The organism is Stenotrophomonas sp. GSD10, assembly GCF_056172695.1.
The window spans coordinates 341,803-358,750 of sequence record NZ_JAOCMC010000002.1 but is presented as its reverse complement, the minus strand read 5'-3'; the positions used below and the strand labels follow the sequence as shown (position 1 = coordinate 358,750).

Annotated in this window: 14 protein-coding genes, 1 other RNA gene and 1 pseudogene; 6 read left to right on the top strand and 10 right to left on the bottom strand. The window is 68.0% G+C overall.

What is annotated here, in order from left to right; all coding sequences use genetic code 11:
* Position 1: 1 nt before the first annotated feature.
* Genes mraY through mraZ form a run of 7 tightly spaced genes read right to left on the bottom strand, consistent with a single transcriptional unit; the run spans position 2 to position 7,554 of the window.
* Entirely contained in the window at positions 2-1,087 is a 1,086-nt protein-coding gene (gene mraY / locus N4G47_RS01735; protein WP_057498482.1) for a phospho-N-acetylmuramoyl-pentapeptide-transferase, read from the bottom strand.
* Positions 1,077-2,471, bottom strand: coding sequence for a UDP-N-acetylmuramoyl-tripeptide--D-alanyl-D-alanine ligase (locus tag N4G47_RS01730; protein ID WP_475284869.1), 1,395 nt, complete (start codon positions 2,469-2,471; stop codon positions 1,077-1,079). The genes mraY and N4G47_RS01730 overlap by 11 nt, the downstream gene beginning before the upstream one ends.
* The gene (locus N4G47_RS01725; RefSeq protein ID WP_475284867.1) at positions 2,468-4,027 is read right to left on the bottom strand and encodes a UDP-N-acetylmuramoyl-L-alanyl-D-glutamate--2,6-diaminopimelate ligase; all 1,560 of its coding nucleotides are present in this window, start codon (positions 4,025-4,027) and stop codon (positions 2,468-2,470) included. Before N4G47_RS01725 ends, N4G47_RS01730 begins: the two co-directional genes overlap by 4 nt.
* Positions 4,024-5,868 carry a peptidoglycan D,D-transpeptidase FtsI family protein gene (locus tag N4G47_RS01720; RefSeq protein ID WP_107229851.1) on the bottom strand — a complete coding sequence of 615 codons (1,845 nt, stop codon included), beginning with the start codon at positions 5,866-5,868 and terminating at the stop codon, positions 4,024-4,026. Before N4G47_RS01720 ends, N4G47_RS01725 begins: the two co-directional genes overlap by 4 nt.
* The gene (gene ftsL / locus N4G47_RS01715; protein WP_005412242.1) at positions 5,865-6,128 is read right to left on the bottom strand and encodes a cell division protein FtsL; all 264 of its coding nucleotides are present in this window, start codon (positions 6,126-6,128) and stop codon (positions 5,865-5,867) included. The genes N4G47_RS01720 and ftsL overlap by 4 nt, the downstream gene beginning before the upstream one ends.
* Positions 6,125-7,093, bottom strand: coding sequence for a 16S rRNA (cytosine(1402)-N(4))-methyltransferase RsmH (gene rsmH / locus N4G47_RS01710; protein WP_329892164.1), 969 nt, complete (start codon positions 7,091-7,093; stop codon positions 6,125-6,127). Before rsmH ends, ftsL begins: the two co-directional genes overlap by 4 nt.
* A gap of 14 nt (positions 7,094-7,107) precedes the next feature.
* Positions 7,108-7,554: a division/cell wall cluster transcriptional repressor MraZ gene (gene mraZ, locus N4G47_RS01705; protein ID WP_004143635.1), complete on the bottom strand. Its 447-nt coding sequence runs from the start codon at positions 7,552-7,554 to the stop codon at positions 7,108-7,110.
* Between the two features lie 323 nt (positions 7,555-7,877).
* Between mraZ and N4G47_RS01700 the strand changes: the two are divergent.
* Together N4G47_RS01700 and N4G47_RS01695 are read left to right on the top strand one after the other, a co-directional pair.
* Positions 7,878-8,653 (top strand): annotated as a pseudogene (locus N4G47_RS01700) (NRDE family protein).
* A gap of 101 nt (positions 8,654-8,754) precedes the next feature.
* A complete protein-coding gene (locus N4G47_RS01695) occupies positions 8,755-9,234 on the top strand; it encodes a DM13 domain-containing protein (protein ID WP_475284864.1) in 480 nt (159 codons plus the stop codon).
* A 145-nt stretch (positions 9,235-9,379) separates the two neighbouring features.
* Here N4G47_RS01695 and rnpB read toward each other — a convergent pair.
* Both rnpB and rsmI read right to left on the bottom strand, forming a co-directional pair.
* Positions 9,380-9,731, bottom strand: an RNA gene (rnpB, locus tag N4G47_RS01690) — RNase P RNA component class A.
* Positions 9,732-9,873: 142 nt separating this feature from the next.
* Positions 9,874-10,692: a 16S rRNA (cytidine(1402)-2'-O)-methyltransferase gene (rsmI, locus tag N4G47_RS01685; RefSeq protein ID WP_475284862.1), complete on the bottom strand. Its 819-nt coding sequence runs from the start codon at positions 10,690-10,692 to the stop codon at positions 9,874-9,876.
* 81 nt (positions 10,693-10,773) lie between these two features.
* On the opposite strand from rsmI, the gene N4G47_RS01680 reads away from it, so the two are divergent.
* The 4 genes from N4G47_RS01680 to N4G47_RS01665 are packed head-to-tail and all read left to right on the top strand — an operon-like array spanning position 10,774 to position 14,843.
* Positions 10,774-12,495 carry a penicillin-binding protein activator gene (locus N4G47_RS01680; RefSeq protein WP_475284860.1) on the top strand — a complete coding sequence of 574 codons (1,722 nt, stop codon included), beginning with the start codon at positions 10,774-10,776 and terminating at the stop codon, positions 12,493-12,495.
* Positions 12,485-12,853: a YraN family protein gene (locus tag N4G47_RS01675; protein ID WP_475284858.1), complete on the top strand. Its 369-nt coding sequence runs from the start codon at positions 12,485-12,487 to the stop codon at positions 12,851-12,853. The genes N4G47_RS01680 and N4G47_RS01675 overlap by 11 nt, the downstream gene beginning before the upstream one ends.
* Positions 12,853-13,461: a metal-dependent hydrolase gene (locus N4G47_RS01670; RefSeq protein ID WP_475284856.1), complete on the top strand. Its 609-nt coding sequence runs from the start codon at positions 12,853-12,855 to the stop codon at positions 13,459-13,461. Before N4G47_RS01675 ends, N4G47_RS01670 begins: the two co-directional genes overlap by 1 nt.
* Entirely contained in the window at positions 13,458-14,843 is a 1,386-nt protein-coding gene (locus N4G47_RS01665; RefSeq protein ID WP_475284855.1) for an FAD-binding oxidoreductase, read from the top strand. Before N4G47_RS01670 ends, N4G47_RS01665 begins: the two co-directional genes overlap by 4 nt.
* A gap of 101 nt (positions 14,844-14,944) precedes the next feature.
* On the opposite strand, the gene N4G47_RS01660 is transcribed toward N4G47_RS01665, so the two are convergent.
* Entirely contained in the window at positions 14,945-16,897 is a 1,953-nt protein-coding gene (locus N4G47_RS01660) for an acyltransferase family protein (protein WP_475284853.1), read from the bottom strand.
* Between the last annotated feature and the right edge of the window lie 51 nt (positions 16,898-16,948).

Sequence of the window (16,948 nt, the reverse complement as noted above, 5' to 3'; positions counted from 1 at the left end):
CTCAGCGCACCTTCAACGTGGCCAGGCCGATCAGCACGAGCACGACGGAGATGATCCAGAAGCGCACGATCACGCGCGGTTCGGGCCAACCCTTCAGTTCGAAATGGTGGTGGATCGGCGCCATGCGGAACACGCGCTTGCCGGTCAGCTTGAACGAGGCGACCTGGATCATCACCGACAGCGTTTCGATGACAAACACGCCGCCCATGATCACCAGCACCAGCTCCTGGCGGGTGATCACCGCGATCGTGCCCAGCACCGCGCCCAGCGACAGCGCGCCGATGTCGCCCATGAAGACCATGGCCGGATAGGTATTGAACCAGAGGAAGCCCAGGCCGGCGCCGGCAATGGCCGCGCAGATGATCACCAGCTCGCCGGCCCCCGGAATCTGCGGGATCTGCAGGTAGTTGGCGAACACCACGTTGCCCGAAGCATAGGCGAACACGCCCAGCGCGCAGGCCACCAGCACGGTCGGCATGATGGCCAGGCCGTCCAGGCCGTCGGTCAGGTTCACCGCGTTGGAGAAACCGACGATCCAGAAATAGGCGATGGCCACAAAGCCGATGCCGGCCAGCGGCAGCGCCACCGACTTGAACATCGGGATATAGAAGGTCAGCGCCGCCGGTACGTCGGCGGTCTGGAACAGGAAGATGCCCGCAGCCAGGCCGAAGATCGACTGCAGCAGGTACTTCCAGCGCGACTTCAGGCCGTTCGGGTCGCGACGGACGATCTTGATCCAGTCGTCATACCAGCCGATGGCGCCGAAGCACAGCATCACCGCCAGCACCAGCCACACGTAGCGGTTGCGCAGGTCGGCCCACATCAGCACCGACAGGGTGACGGTAAGCAGGATCAGCGAGCCGCCCATGGTCGGCGTGCCGGCCTTGGAGAAATGGGTCTGCGGGCCGTCGCTGCGGATCGGCTGGCCGCCCTTGAACTGGGCAAGCTTGCGGATCATCGCCGGGCCCAGCCACAGCGACAGGAACAGCGCCGTCAGCGCGGCAAGGATGGCGCGGAACGTCTGGTAGTTGAACAGCCCGAACAGGCTCTCCAACTGCTGCAACCATCGAGCCAGTTCATACAACATGCGGGGATTCCTCTCCTTGCGCCAGCAGCGCTTTGACGATCAGGTCCATGGCACTGCCACGGGAACCCTTGACCAGGCAGCGCACACCAGCGTGCAACTCGTCCTGCAGCGCCTGTGACAGCGCATCATGGGTGGCGAAATGGCGGCCACCTTCACCGAAGGCGGCCGCAGCGGCGGCACTGAGCGGACCCAGCGCGTACAGCCGCTTGAGACCGGCCGCGCGGGCGCGCAGACCGGCCTGGGCATGCAGCGCCTCGGCATCCGGACCCAGCTCACGCATGTCGCCCAGTACCAGCCAGCCCTCTTCCGGCGCAGCGGCCAGAGCGTCGATGGCGGCGGCCAGCGAACCCGGGTTGGCGTTGTAGCTGTCGTCCACCAGCACCGCACCGTTGTGCAGCTGATGGGCGATCTGACGGCCCGGCACCGGCTGTGCCTCGGCCAGCCCGGCCGCAATCAGCGCCAGATCGATACCGGCGGCCAGCGCCAGGCTGGCGGCGGCCAGCGCGTTGCTGACGTTGTGGCGCCCCGGCAGGCCCAGCACCACGCGGGCCTCTCCCGTCGGCGCAACCAGCACGAACTGGCTGCCCTGTGCACCGCCGCGGATATCGCGCGCGGTGACCTCGGCGGTGTGCTCCAGGCCGTAGCGCAGTACGCGGCAGCGCGGCGGAGTGCCGACGAAATGCTGTTCGAACCAGCGCCCGTAGGCATCGTCCACGTTGATCACCGCCACGCCATCGGCCGGCAGTGCCGCGTAGATCGCGCCCTTGGTCACCGCCACGCCGAGCAGGCTGCCCATGCGCTCCAGGTGCGCCGGGGCGATGTTGTTGACCAGCGCATAGCGCGGGCGGGCGATGTCGGTGAGGTAAGCGATGTCACCCGGCTTGCCGGCACCCATCTCGTAGACGGCGTAGTCGGCATCTTCCGGCGCGTCGATCACTGCCAGCGGCAGGCCGATCTCGTTGTTGCGGTTGCCCGGGTTGGCGTAGACCACCCTGTGTGCCTCGCGCGCCACCTGCTGCAGGATCGACAGCAGCAGGCTCTTCACGCTGGTCTTGCCATTGCTGCCGGTGATCGCGAACACCTCGGTGCCGCGGTCGCGCTGCATGCCGGTGGCGATCTTCGCCAGCGCCAGCTCGCTGTCGGCCACCAGCACCTGCGGCAGTTCGATCGGCAGCAGGCGCTCGACCAGCAGCGCGCTGGCACCACGCGCCAGCGCGTCGGCGGCGAAATCATGGCCATCGAAACGTTCGCCGCGCAGCGCCACGTACAGGCTGCCCGGGCCGAGGCTACGGGTGTCATTGCTGACCGCATCAATGGCCACGTCGTCGCCGTGGATCTCGCCGCCGGCCCAATGTGCGATCAGCGAAAGCAGGGTGCGCTTCATGCGGCGCCCTCCCCGGCCTGGGGGCCCTCTTCCGCGTCCTGCGGCCGGGCCACTAGCGCATCCATGCGCGTCGCCGCTAGAACACCGGCCTTGGCCGCCAGTGCAGCCGCCGCCACTTCGGTGTCGTCGAAGTCATGGCGCACGCCATTGACCTCCTGGTACGGCTCGTGGCCCTTGCCGGCGATCAGGATGATGTCGCCGGCACCGGCACGCTTCACCGCCAGGCCGATCGCACGCGCGCGGCTGCGCTGCACGGTCACGGCATCGGCGTTCTGGAAGCCGGCCAGGATGTCGGCCACGATCACGTCGCCGTCCTCGCCACGCGGGTTGTCGTCGGTGACGATGACCTGGTTGGCCAGGCGCTCGGCAATCGCGGCCATCTGCGGACGCTTGCCGGTATCACGCTCGCCACCGCAGCCGAACACGCAGAACAGCGTGCCCTGCAGATGGCCGTGCAGGCTGTCCAGCGCCTGTTCCAGCGCGTCCGGGGTATGTGCGTAATCGACCACCACGGTCGGCAGGCCGTCTTCGCCGCCGAGGCGGTTCATGCGGCCGCGGATCGGCTGCAGCGCCGACAGCACCTCGGCGATGCGCGGCAGCGGCTGGCCCTGCGCATGCAGGGTGCCGGCCACGGCCAGCAGGTTGTCCACGTTGAAGCGGCCCAGCAGCGGCGACTGCACCGCGGCGCGCTGGCCGTCGATGACCAGTTCAAAGGCGATGCCACGGCCATCCAGCTGCAGCGCTTCGGCGCGCACGCTGGCCTCGCTGGCACCGCGCGAGCTCAGGCCGATCGGCTGCACGCCCGCCGGCAGGCCGGCGAACAACTGGCGACCGAAGGCGTCGTCCAGGTTGATCACCGCCGCCTTCAGGCCCGGGCGATGGAACAGCCGCGCCTTGGCCGCGCCGTAGCTGGCCATGTCGCCGTGGTAGTCCAGATGGTCGCGGGTGAGATTGGTGAACACCGCCACGTCGTAGTGCACGGCATCGACGCGGCCCTGGTCCAGCGCGTGCGAGCTGACTTCCATCGCCACCGCGCGCGCGCCGGCATCGCGCAGCTGCGCCAGCAGCGCATGCATCTGCAGCACCAGTGGGGTGGTGAAGCCGGTCGGCTCGACCGCGCCATAAAGTCCGGCGCCCAGCGTGCCGATACTGCCACTGGGCGTACCGAGCAGGTGCCAGGCCTGGGCCAGCAGCTGCACGGTGGAGGTCTTGCCGTTGGTACCGGTCACCCCGACCATCGCCATCGCCCGCGACGGTGCGCCATGGAACTGGTCGGCCATCGCGCCCATGCGCGCGCGCAGGCCCGGCACCGCGATCGCATCGGCCGGGGCCGGCAGTTCGGCAGGGGCCGGCGGTTCGAACAGGATGACGCCGGCGCCAGCCGCACGGGCCTGCTCGACAAAGCCCAGGCCATGCGCGCCGAAACCGGCAATGGCGACGAAGGCATTGCCGGGGCGCACAGCGCGGCTGTCCAGCACCAGGCCGGTCAGAACGGGGTCGTGCCCTGCAAGGGCCACGTCCGGAAGCAACTGCGAAAGCAACATCGAAGGACTCATTGCGTGCCTCCCGTAGCGGGCGGCGTCTGGGCGTGCGCGCTGGGCAGCGCAGCATCGAATTCGGCGGCGGCATCAGCCGGCAGCGCGGCCTCGGCCGGCGGCGCGGGCAGGATCGAAGCCGAGTGGCCGACCTTGCCGGACTGCTGTGCGGCCAGCCACGACTGCAGGTCGTCCAGCGGCACGTCCATCAGGCGCAGGGTGCCTTCCATCACGTTGTGATAGACCGGCGCCGACACCAGGCCGCCGTAGAACTTGCCGGCCTGCGGGTCATTGATGACGATGACGGTGGCGAAGCGCGGGTTGGTGGCCGGCACCACACCGGCGAACAGCGCGTTGTAATGACCGCGCTCGTAACCGCCGGGGCCGGCCTTACGTGCGGTACCGGTCTTGCCGGCCACGCGGTAGCCCAGCACCGCCGCCTGCTTGGCGCCGCCCTGGGTCACCACCGTTTCCATCATCGCCACCACCTGCTTGGCGACGTTCTCGTCGATGATCTGCTGGCCTTCATTGCGCTGGCCCTTGACGAAGGTGGGCGCGATCAAGCGGCCACCGTTGGCCAATGCCGAATAGGCGGTAGCGATCTGCAGCGGAGTGACGTTCAGGCCGTAGCCGTAGGACATCGTGGTCTTGGTGGTGCCCGACCAGCGCGCCGGGCGCAGCACCACACCGCCGGATTCACCCGGGAAACCACTGTGCGGCACCGAGCCATAACCGAAGCGGCGCACGCCGTCGTAGAACACCTGGTCCGGCATCTTCGCCGCGACCTTGGCCGCGCCCACGTTCGAGCTGCGGGTGATCACACCGGTCACGTTCAGCACGCCGTTGTTGCGCGGCACGTCGCGGATGGTGAAGCGGCCCAGGGTCATGTAACCCGGGTTGGTGTCGATGATGGTGTCCTTGGTCACCGCACCGGCCTGCAGCGCGGTAGCGATGGTCAGCGGCTTCATCGTCGAACCCGGCTCGACCAGGTCGGTCACCGCACGGTTGCGGCGCGCATCGGGCAGCGCGCCGGTCAGCGAATTCGGGTTGTAGGTCGGCAGGTTGACCATGGCCAGGATCTCGCCGGTGGTCACGTCCATGATCACCATCGAACCGCCGGCCGCCTTGTTGGCCACCAGCGCGTTGCGCAGTTCCTTGAACGCCAGGTACTGGATGCGGCGGTCGATGCTGAGGGTCAGGTCCTTGCCCGGTTCGGCGGCGCGCAGCAGATCGCTCTCGACGGTCTCGCCCTTGCGGTTGCGGATCACCCGCTTGGCACCGGCCTTGCCGCGCAGCCATTCGTCGAACGCCAGCTCCAGGCCTTCCTGGCCGCGGTCGTCGATGTTGGTGAAGCCCAGCACGTGCGCCATCGCCTCACCCTGCGGGTAGAAGCGGCGGAACTCGCGCTGCGCGGCCACGCCCGGAATCTTCAGCGCCACCACCTTCTCTGCTTCGTCCGGATTGATCCGGCGGCGCAGGTACATGAATTCCTTGTCCGACTTCTGCGACAGGCGGCTGCTCAGCTCGTCCACCGACATGCCGACCGCCTGGGCCAGCTCCGGGATGCGCTCGGGCGAGCGCAGCAGGTCCTGCGGGTTGACCCAGATCGAGGCGACCGGCGTGGATACCGCCAGCGGCTCGCCGTTGCGGTCGGTGATCATGCCGCGCGAGGTCTTGATCGGCAGCTCGCGCAGGTAACGGGCTTCGCCCTGGCGCTGGTAGAAATCGCTGTTGATGATCTGCACGTAGGCGGCACGACCGACCAGCGACACCGAGCACAGGCCGAGCGCCAGCGCGACCCAGCGCAGGCGCTGGCGCAGGTTGAAGGCGTTGCGCGGGCGGTTGCGGCCGGTCTTGCTCATGGCCGCACCACCACGATGTCGGCGGCCTCGGGGAACTTCATGCCGAGCTTCTCGCGGGCGATGCGATCGACGCGGTTGGCTTCGGCCAGTGTGGCCTGTTCCAGCTGCAGGCGGCCAAATTCCAGATTGATGTCATCGCGCTTGCGTTCGGCGCGCGACAGCTCGATGAACGTCTGCCGATGGCGGTGACGCACGAACACGACGCCGATCGCCGAGGCCACGGTCGAGGCCAACAGGATGATCAGCAGCAGCCGGCTCATGCGCTGGCCTCCCGCTTCTGCGCCACGCGCAGCACGGCGCTGCGGGCACGCGGATTGGCCGCCAGCTCTTCGTCGGTGGCCTTGATGGCACCGCCGATCAGGTCCAGCGTCGGCACGAACGCCACCGCCTCGGGCAGGCGGCGGTTGGCCGGCGGCGCCTTGGCCAGGCGGTTCATGTACTGCTTGACGATGCGGTCTTCCAGCGAGTGGAAGCTGATCACCGCCAGCCGCCCACCGGGCTTGAGCCGTTCCACCGCCGCATCCAGGCCGGCTTCGAGATCGGCCAGCTCGCGGTTGATGTGGATGCGGATGGCCTGGAAGCTGCGCGTGGCCGGGTGGATCTTGTCTTTCCCACGCGGCATCACCGAAGCGATCAGCTCGGCCAGTTCGGCGGTGCGGGTGAACGGCTGCTTCTCGCGGCGTGCCACGATGGCACGGGCGATGCGGCGGCTCTGGCGCTCTTCGCCGTAGGTCCACAGCACGTCGGCAATCTCGCGCTCTTCCACGCGGTTGATCCACTGCGCGGCGCTTTCACCGCTGTCCGGGTCCATGCGCATGTCCAGCGGGCCATCCTTGCCGAAGCTGAAGCCACGTTCGGCCACGTCCAGCTGCGGCGACGACACGCCCAGGTCGAACAGCACACCGTCCAGGCCTTCAGCCGTCGCATCCCACTGCAGCAGCTGGGCGAAGCTGCCACGGAAGATGGACACGCGCGCATCCGGCGCGAAATCGCGCTCGGCAACGGCGATGGCTTCCGGATCCTTGTCCATGACCAGCAGGCGCCCCTCGGGACCGAGCTGGGTGAGCACGCCACGTGCATGACCGCCACGACCGAACGTGCCATCCAGATAACGTCCGTTTTCGATCACCCTCAGGCCTTCGATGACCTGGGTGTACAGGACCGGCAGGTGCACCGCCGGCGACTGCGACACCGGAAGGTGACCGGTCTGCGCTTCTGGGCGCATCCGGGCACCCCGGCTCACAACTTCAGGTCGAGCAACCCATCACCCAGATCCTCGTCAGACAACGTCTGCTGGATCAGGGCCCGATGCGCCTGCTCGCTCCACAATTCGAACTTGTCGCCCATACCGAGCAATACCGCCTTCTTCTCAATGCCCACCGCACCGCGGTGGCTGGCGGGGATGCTGATGCGACCGTTGCCGTCCAGCTCCAGATGGGCGGCCGAGCCGACCAGCTTCTGCTGCAACAGGCGCACGACGCGCTGGGTGTTGGGCTTGGACATGACGTCGTCGCGGACCCGCTCCCATTCCGACTCTGCATACAGCCACAGGCAGCCGGCTTCGAACGGGTTGTAGGTCAAGACGAGACGGTTGTTGCTGGCGCGCGCGACAAGGTCGCGGTAAGCGGTGGGAACCGCCATGCGCCCTTTGTCGTCAACTGTGATGGCCGTCTCGCCCTGGAACACGACGCGTGCACCTATCCTTCGCCCGGTGAAACATTGAACCACGAAAACCCACAAAACACCCGGATTTCCCTCTGATGCCCACCTTAGCAGCGGACCGAGGGTTGTCAACAACTTTTCAGCAGGGAAATCGCCAGCCACATCAATGGCTTGCAACAACCTTTAGAGAATTGTTCAAGGCTTATCCACAAGTTGCTGATCCGTCTCAATTTTTGAGATTGAACGGAAGTTCAGGGGTGTGGACAGGGCGTGAAACATCGGCCGCGCATTCATCCGCAGCGGGTCGAAAACGGCGTCAGACTGCGCAAACCGTGCACAATGAGGCCATGTGCCTGCTCGCTCTTGGCTGGATGCACCACCCGCACTGGCGGCTGGTGATGATCGGCAACCGTGATGAGTTCCACGCCCGCCCGACGGCGGCGCTGGCCCCCTGGCAAGATGAGACCTCCGTCATCGGTGGGCGCGACCTGCGCTCCGGCGGTGGCTGGGCCGGCGTCGGTGCCGGCGGCCGGATGGCGGTGGTCACCAATGTCCGCGACCCGCTGGCCGCACAGACCGGCCCATCGCGCGGCGCGCTGGTGGCCGACTTCCTGCGTGGCCGCGACCCAGCCGCAGTCCATATCGAGCGTTTGGCGACCGTGGCCGGCGCCTATGCCCCGTTCAATCTCCTGCTGGCCGATAGCGACAGCCTGGAGTTCCTGGGCAACCACCCCGCCGAACGCCAGCACCTGGCCCCCGGCGTGCACGGCATGTCCAACGGCGCGCTGGACGCCCCCTGGCCGAAGACCCGCCGGCTGATGGCCGCGCTTTCCGCCTGGCTGAAGGAAGACGGGGTCAGATCCCTTTCCCGAGGGAAAGGGATCTGACCCCGCTCTGGCAGGCCCTCGCCGACGAACACCGCCCCGCCGACAGCGACCTGCCCGACACCGGCATCGGCCTGGAGCGCGAGCGCTGGCTGAGCCCGGCTTTCATCCGCGGTGACGACTACGGCACCCGCGCCAGCACCGTGCTGCTGATCGACGCCGACGGCCACGGCCAGATCCACGAACGCCGCTTCGGCCCGCAGGGCGTCGCACTGGGCCAGAGTCGCGTCGACTTCTGACCCTGTACCTGTTTTCTGTGTCTATAAATGTCTGCCCACACGCCACACGATGACCGGGCGCGGTCCTGCCGCGCGCCCCACCGATCCACAGGGAGTCATCGATGCGCCGTGTTCTCGTACTTGTCGCCACCCACCTGCTCACGCTCGGCCTCGGCTTCGGCCTGGGCGTGTACCTGCTGCCGATCCTGATCGCCCCCGACGACCCGCCGGTCGCACAGGTGCAGGCCGCCATGGGCGAAGCCCGCTACCACACCACCTTCCGCCGCGACCTCAAGGGCAGCGACGCGGTGCACTGGGCCGACGGCAAGGTCAGCGTCAGCCCACGCCAGGTCGCCTTCGACGGCAAGATGGGCCCGGGGCCGGACTACAAGGTCTACCTGGTGCGCGACTTCGTCGACAACAAGGCCGACTTCCTGAAGATCAAGGCGCAAGCCCAGCGCATCGGCGAAGTGAAGACCTTCAACCGTTTCCTGGTCGACGTGCCTGAAAGCGTCAACGTGGACGACTACACCACCGTCGTGGTGTGGTGCGAACGCTTCGAGCAGTTCATTTCCGCCGGGCAGTACCGTACGCCCAGCTGATTGCACGCCCGCGTAGAGTCGAGCTTGCTCGACTGCCTTTCGCTGTTCGCCGATTGCAGGGAGCAGTCGAGCGAGCTCGACTCTACGCCCCACCGCGCGGGCGATGGTCATCGATAGATCCACGCCATGCGTGGATGGAAGAAGGAGGCGGAGCCGGCCGATAAGCCGGGTTCTGTCGTGGACAGTCATTCCTCTAGGCGTTACGTCACCGCAACGCTCAAGCAACCTACCCGGATCCAACGCGGGCCGCGCCAAAGGATCCCTATTTGGTCTTGCTCCAGGTGGGGTTTGCCGTGCCGGTCTGTTGCCAGACTCGCGGTGCGCTCTTACCGCACCATTTCACCCTTACCGGCCTTCCGAAGAAGACGTAGGCGGTATCTTTCTGTTGCACTTTCCGTCGGCTTGCGCCGCCCAGGCGTTACCTGGCACCTTGCCCTATGGAGCCCGGACTTTCCTCGGCATCCCCGAAAGGATGACGCGACTGTCTGGCCGACTCCGCCAGCGCATATTCTAGCGTACGCACGCCCTTCCTGCCGTGCTGATCGCGGCGCGTCGTTCATCCATCCAAGCGTGGCGTGGATCTACCGATGCCGCGCCGATTCCGCTTTGGTGGGTGCGGACCTTGGTCCGCACGATCCATCAACTCCCGTACAACGCCTTGCGCGGCGCGCCGGTCAACTCGGCGGCCAGCTTGGCGGCCGTAGACGGCGGCAGATGTTCACTCAGCTTGGCGTACACCCGGCGGCCGTGCGCCAGCTGTGCTTCCTCGTCATCGCCGGCGCCCTGCACCATCACCACGAACTCGCCCTTGCGCTGGTTGTCGTCGGCCTCGACCCGGGCCAGCAGGCCCGCCAGATCGCCGTCGAGCACGGTCTCGAACAGCTTGGTCAGTTCGCGTGCCAGCACTGCCGGGCGCTCGCCGCCGAAGATCGCCGCCATGTCCGCCAGCGATTCGGCGATGCGGTGCGAGGATTCATAGAACACCATCGTGCGCACTTCGCCGGCCAGCGCCTGCAGGCGGTCGCGGCGGCCGCTGGCCTTGGCCGGCAGGAAACCTTCGAAGCTGAAACGGTCGCTGGGCAGGCCGGCCACGCTCAACGCGGCGATGGCGGCGCAGGCGCCCGGGATCGGGCTGACCTTGATGCCGGCCGCGCGGGCAGCACGCACCAGGCGGAAACCGGGGTCGCTGACCAGCGGGGTGCCGGCATCGCTGACCAGCGCCAGCGATTCGCCCGCCTGCAGGCGCGAGACCAGCCGCTGCGACAGGGCCTCTTCGTTGTGCTCATGCAGGGCCACCAGCGGCTGCTGGATGCCGAAATGGGACAGCAGCTGGCCGCTGCGGCGGGTGTCCTCGGCACAGATGGCCGCCACCGAACGCAGCACCTCCTGCGCGCGCGGGCTCAGATCGGCCAGGTTGCCGATCGGGGTGGCGACGACGTACAGGGTTGGGACACTCATTTCAGCGGTACTCACGGGGCAAGGGTAGAATCGTAGCGTGTACCCGGCCAAGGCCGCTGCCCTCATCGCATGGACCCGATCATGAACAAGCCCGCCGCACGGATCTCCGCCCTGTCGTTGTCGCTGATGCTGCTGGCCGGCTGTGCCACCACCAGCCTGACCAGCGCGCCCGAATCGCCGGCCCAGAGCCAGGCGCTGGCACTGATCGAACAGGGCAAGCCGCGCGACGCCGCACTGCAGCTGGAAGGCCTGGCTGCCACCCTGCGCGGCGGTGCCCGCGCCAACGCCCTGGCCGATGCCGCCTGGGCCTGGAACCTGGCCGGCGACAGTGCCCGCGCACGCAGCCTGCTGGGCCAGCTCACCGCCCGCCAGCTGACCGGTGCCAGCCTGCAGCGCTACCAGCTGACCGGCGCCGAGCTGGCACTGGCCGACAAGCAGCCGGCGCAGGCGCTGGCGCTGCTGAAGGACAGTGGCGACAACGTGCTGCCGGCGCTGCGCACGCGCTGGTACCTGGCCCGCGCCAGTGCCCTGCAGGGTACCGGTGACAGCTTCGGCGCCGCTGCCGAACGTGCCCGCGCGCATGCCGGCCTGACCGGCACCGCCCGCAACGAGAACCAGTCGGCCATCGCCGGCCTGCTCGGCACCCTCGACGACACCACCCTGCGCAGCCGCGCCGCCGCGCTGCCGGCCAACGACCCGCTGTACAACTTCGCCGGCCGCGCACTGATCGCGCGTGGCCTGCCGCTGCCGCGCCCGTTCGACCGCGACGGCGCCGCCCAGTTCGATACCAGCAAGCGCCCACCGGCACTGAGCGACGGTTACCGCCCGCCGGTCAAGCTGGCCGTGCTGCTGCCGCTCAGCGGCCGCCTGGCCACCGCCGCGCAGCCGGTGCGCGATGGCCTGCTGGCCGCCTACTACGGCGAGACCCGCCGCCGCCCGGACATCACCTTCATCGATACCGCCGGCACCGCAGCCGGTGCATTGGCCGCCTATGACAAGGCCGTCAGCGCCGGCGCCGACTTCGTGGTCGGCCCGCTCGGGCGCGACGAAGTGGACGCGGTGTATGGCCGCCAGCAGCTGAAAGTGCCGGTGCTGGCGCTGAACCGTGGCAAGGACGCACCGCCGGCCGGCAGCGCCGGTTTCTCGCTGGCGCCGGAAGACGACGGCATCGTCGCCGCCGAATACCTGCGTGGCCGCGAGCGCGGCAAGGCGCTGGTGATCAACAGCGCCGACGACACCGGCCGCCGTGCCGCCACCGCCTTCGCCCAGCGCTTCGCCCAGCGTGGCGGCCAGGTGGTGGCCACGATCGGCGTCAGCGATGCGGTCGGCGATGTCGGTGCGCAGGTGCGCAATGCCGGCCAGGTCGATGCCGTGTTCCTGGCCGTGCGCGCGCCGCAGGCCCGCCTGCTGGCGCCGCAGCTGGCACTGGCCGGCGCCGGTGGTGCCACCCGCGTGGGCACCTCGCAGCTGACCGTCGGCAGCGGCAAGGTCGAAGAAGACGTGGCGCTGGACGGCATCGTCTACCCGAACGAAGCCTGGAACGTGCGCAGCGTGTCGGGCCTGCCGTCGGCCAGCCAGGTGGCCAGCACCCTGCCGAGCGCACGCGGTGCGGCCGGCCGCCTGTTCGCCTTCGGTGCCGACGCCTGGAAGATCACCGCTTACCTGGACAAGCTGTCCAACGAGGGCGGCCTGGATGGTGCGACCGGCACCTTGTTCCTGGACAGCAATGGCAACATCCTGCGCCAGCCGGCCTGGTCCACCTTCAATGGCGGCCGGCCGATGCCGATCGTCGGTGGTCGCTGAGCGCAGCCAACGGGGCTCGGCGGTGGAAGCCGCCGCCGAGCAGCATCTGCAACAGGCCGGCTTGTTGCCGCGCGCACGCAACGTGCGTTATCGCGGCGGTGAACTGGACCTGGTGATGGACGATGCCGGCACCGTGGTGTTCGTGGAAGTGCGTTACCGCGCGCGATCCGATTTCGGTGGCGGTGCGGCCTCGGTGGATACGCGCAAATGCCGACGCGTGGCGCATGCCGCGTCGCTGTACCTGCAGGACCATCCCGCGCTGGCCGATGCGCCGTGCCGCTTTGATGTGGTGGAAGCCACGGGAGAACCACCGCAGCTGCATTGGCTGCGCGATGCGTTCCGGCTGGATGATTGCTGATGCCTTCGATCATCACCCATGCCGCTGTGCCGCTGGCGCTGTGGTGCGCCGCAGATCGTGGCCGCGTTCCGGCATGGCTGCTGGCTGCCGGGGTGGTCGCTGCCATGTTGCCCGACGCCGATGTGCTGGCGTTCGCGCTGCACATTCCCTATGCCGATGCGTTCGGCCATCGAGGGGCCAGCCATTCGCTGTTGTTTGCCGGGGTGCTGGCGGTGTTGGCGGCGTTGCTGGCGTTCTTTGGTAGCGGCCGACCTTGGTTGGCGGTTTCGTGCCAACCAAGGTTGGCACCTACCACGGCGCGGCCAGCGGTGGCGTCCACCGTGCAGGCGGCGGTATTCGTCTTCATCTGCGCCGCCAGCCATCCGCTGCTCGACGCGATGACCTCCGGCGGCCTGGGCGTTGCCCTGGCCTGGCCGTGGAGCGACCAACGCTTCTTCGCCCCATGGCGGCCGATCCGCGTCTCCCCGTTCGCGCCGCAGTTCTTCAGCGCGCGCGGCATCGCCACCCTGCTGTCGGAACTGCGCTGGGTGTGGCTGCCGCTGGCCGGCGCCGTTGTTGCCTGGAAACTGATCCAACCCGCTCCTGCTGCCCCGCGAGAACCGTCATGAGTACTGCCCTGCCCACCGCCCTGGTTGCCGAACTGTCTGCCCTGCTGGGCGCGGAGGGCTGGCGAATGGATGACAACGCGCTGGAGGCGAATGCGCAGGACAACTCATGGCGCCACCAGCGCCCTGCCGCCGTCGCACTGCCCGCCAACGTCGAACAGGTGCAGGCACTGGTGCGCGCGTGCCGTGCACATCACGTGGCGTTGGTCGCGCGCGGTGCCGGCACCGGCACCACTGGCGCGGCCGTGCCGCTGCCGGGCAGCATCGTGCTGTCGTTCACCCGCATGAACCGCATTGTCGAGATCCGTGCCGGCGACCGCTGCGCCGTGGTGCAGCCGGGCGTGCTCAATGGAACGCTTCAGCAGGCGCTGGCACCGCACGGTCTGTTCTGGGCGCCGGACCCGTCCAGCGCGGAGATCTGCAGCGTGGGTGGCAACCTGGCCTGCAACGCCGGCGGCCCGCGCGCGGTGAAGTACGGCACCAGCCGCGACAACGTGCTCGGCCTGGTGGCGGTCACCGGCACCGGCGAGGTGATCCGCTGCGGTGGCGCCTACACCAAGGATTCCACCGGCTACGACCTCACCCACCTGCTGGTGGGCAGCGAAGGCACGCTGGCGCTGATCGTGGAAGCCACCCTCAAGCTCACCCCGCTGCCGGTCAGCCAGGCTGGCCTGCGCGTGCTGTACCGCGATGCCGATGCGGCCGCAGCCGCGGTGTCACGCCTGATGTCGCAGCCGGTGGTACCCACGCGCCTGGAATTCATGGATGCACGCAGCCTGGAGCTGCTGCGCTTGAACGGTGCCGAAGTACCCGAGGCCGGCGCGATGCTGCTGGTCGAAGCCGATGGTGACCACGACACCCTGCCCTACCTGCTGCAGGCACTGGCCAGCGCCGCCGAAGGCGACGGCATGATCGAGCTGGACGTGGCAATGGAAGGTCGCGCGCGTGACCAGTTGTGGGCCGCGCGCAAGGCCTTGTCGCCCGCACTGCGTACCGTCGCGCCCGGCAAGATCAATGAAGACGTGGTGGCGCCGGTGTCGCGCATTCCCGACCTGGTGGCTGGTGTGCAGGCATTGGCACGCGAGTACACACTGACCATCGTGACCTTCGGTCATGCCGGCAACGGCAACCTGCACGTCAACATTCTTTACCACCCGGACGATGCCGACGAGAACGCACGCGCGCATGCCGCGCTGCCGAAGATCTTCGAACTGACACTGGCGCTGGGCGGCACGTTGTCTGGCGAACATGGAATTGGCCTGGCCAAGCGTGATTTCATGGCGCAGGCGTTCACCCCGGCCACGCTGGCGGCGATGCGTTCCATCAAGCACGCGCTGGACCCGGATGGGATTCTCAACCCGGGCAAGGTGCTGCCGCCGGCATAGACCGCGCGCACTCCTGTAGAGCCGAGCCATGCTCGGCTGCTCTTCGACCCGATCGCGATGACGCCCGCGCTGCGCGCGGCAGGCCGAGCGTCGGCTCGGTTCTACAAAGGCTTGTCGCTGGCGAGATCGATCAGGGTCTGCCTGAAGCTGGGCAACAGCACGCGGTTGCCATGTCCGCTCAGATGATCGTTGTCGAAGAACAGCGGTTCACCCTCTTCCACCGCCGAACAGGTCTGCGGCCCGCACAATAGCGGCAGCGGATCCCACACCGTCAGCGATGGATAGCGCACTGCCAGCTCAGCCAGCAACGCCATCTGCGGCGCGCGCAGCCTCTCCAGATCAGCACGCGACATACTCAGGCCTCCGGCGCATGCCGGGTTGTGGCGATTGAACCAGTCCGAACAGCGGTACGCACCCGCCTTGAACAACGGCAGTGGCGCATCGATGACCACGCGTACACCCAACCGCTGCAGCCGCCCCAGCACGCGATCTGCTTCATCGCGCGCGGCCTGTGCATGGGCCGGCGTGCGCTCGGCCAGCAACTGCCGATAGATATCCTGTGCATCCTGCCGCTGCCAGTCGAATCCACGCAGCTCCGGCATGCGCAATGCCGCCAGCAGCACGATGTCACCTGGGCGCGCCTCGCGCTCAATCTGCGAAAGCGCCTGCTCGATGAAGCCCTGACAATCTGCAGGGCTGGCGCGCAGCAGGTTCACGAAGCTGCAGCCGCCCTGGTCGCTCTGCTGCACGGTCATGCCGGTCTGTCGCGCCACCATGCTGGTCATCGTGCGATAGGCGGCAGCATGGGAGTCGCCGGTCACGAACAGGCGTCGCCCGTCCAGCATCGGCGCGGCGAACAGCTCCAGCGGGCGCCAGGCCGGGTAGCGGCGCGCCTGCCAGGCATCACTGTCACCCGTGACGCTCAGCGTGATCTGCTCGTGGTAGGCCACCGTGGCCCAGGCTCCTGCGGTGCAGACTGCAAGCATGGTCAGGGCCAGTGCCAGGACCTTGGCCGGTGCCATCCGCAGCCACCGCCCCGAGCGACGCATCGGTTGCTCGATGCAATGGTAGGAGGCCACCGAAACCGCCAGCAGCAGAAGCGGGTAGGCCCACAACGCTACGCCATGCAGACCATGGGTCCAGCGCAGCAGCACCAGCAGCGGCCAGTGCCAGAGGTACAGCGAGTAGGACAATCGCCCCAGATAGGCCAACGGTGTCCAGGCCATCACGTGCGCGACGCGGCCGCCAGGCGCGTGCATGCCGGCAAGCAGCAACAGCGCCCCGACGACGACCGGCACGACAGCGGGAAAGGGCAACGCCATCTGCGCAGCACCCCACAGACCCAGCGCTGTCAGCAGCACTCCCGGCAGCGCCAGCCACGCCAGCGAACGCCCTTCGTCACGCTGCATGAGGCACTGATACAGCAGCGCACCCGAAGCAAGCTCCCAGAAGCGCGCGGGTAGCAGATAGAACGCTGCGGCGGGCGCGTTCATGCTCTGCCACGCAGCGAGCGCCAGGGACAATACGCTCACCCCAGGCAGTATCCAGCCTATCGCCTGCCAACGATCACGAAGGCGCAGCCACGCGATGAACAGCCAGGGAAACAGCAGGTAGAACTGCTCCTCCACACCCAGCGTCCAGGTGTGCAGGAACGGATTGAGCTCCGCGCCCGGCGAAAAGTAGTCATCCTGCTGCCCGGCCAGAACCAGGTTGCTGACGCCGACCAGTGCCGCCCAACCGGTGTGGTCGAACTGCTCGTTCCGCCAGGCACGCGGAATGAACAGCGCAGCCAGCACGAACGTGGCCATCAGCATGACCAGCAGTGCAGGCAACAGCCTGAGCACCCGTCGCCGATAGAAGTCGAGCAGCAGCGCCCTCCACGGCGCATCCGGGCGAGACGCCAATGACTGGCTGATCACGAACCCGGAAATGACAAAGAACAGATCTACCCCGGCAAAGCCGCCGGGCAGCCAGCTGGCGTTGGCATGGAACAGCACCACCGCCAGAACGGCCACGGCACGCATGCCGTCGATGGACGCGTTGTGGGATCTCATTGCAGTCGACATGATCGGGCCCAGTGCCGTGAAGGTGCACAGCATTGATGG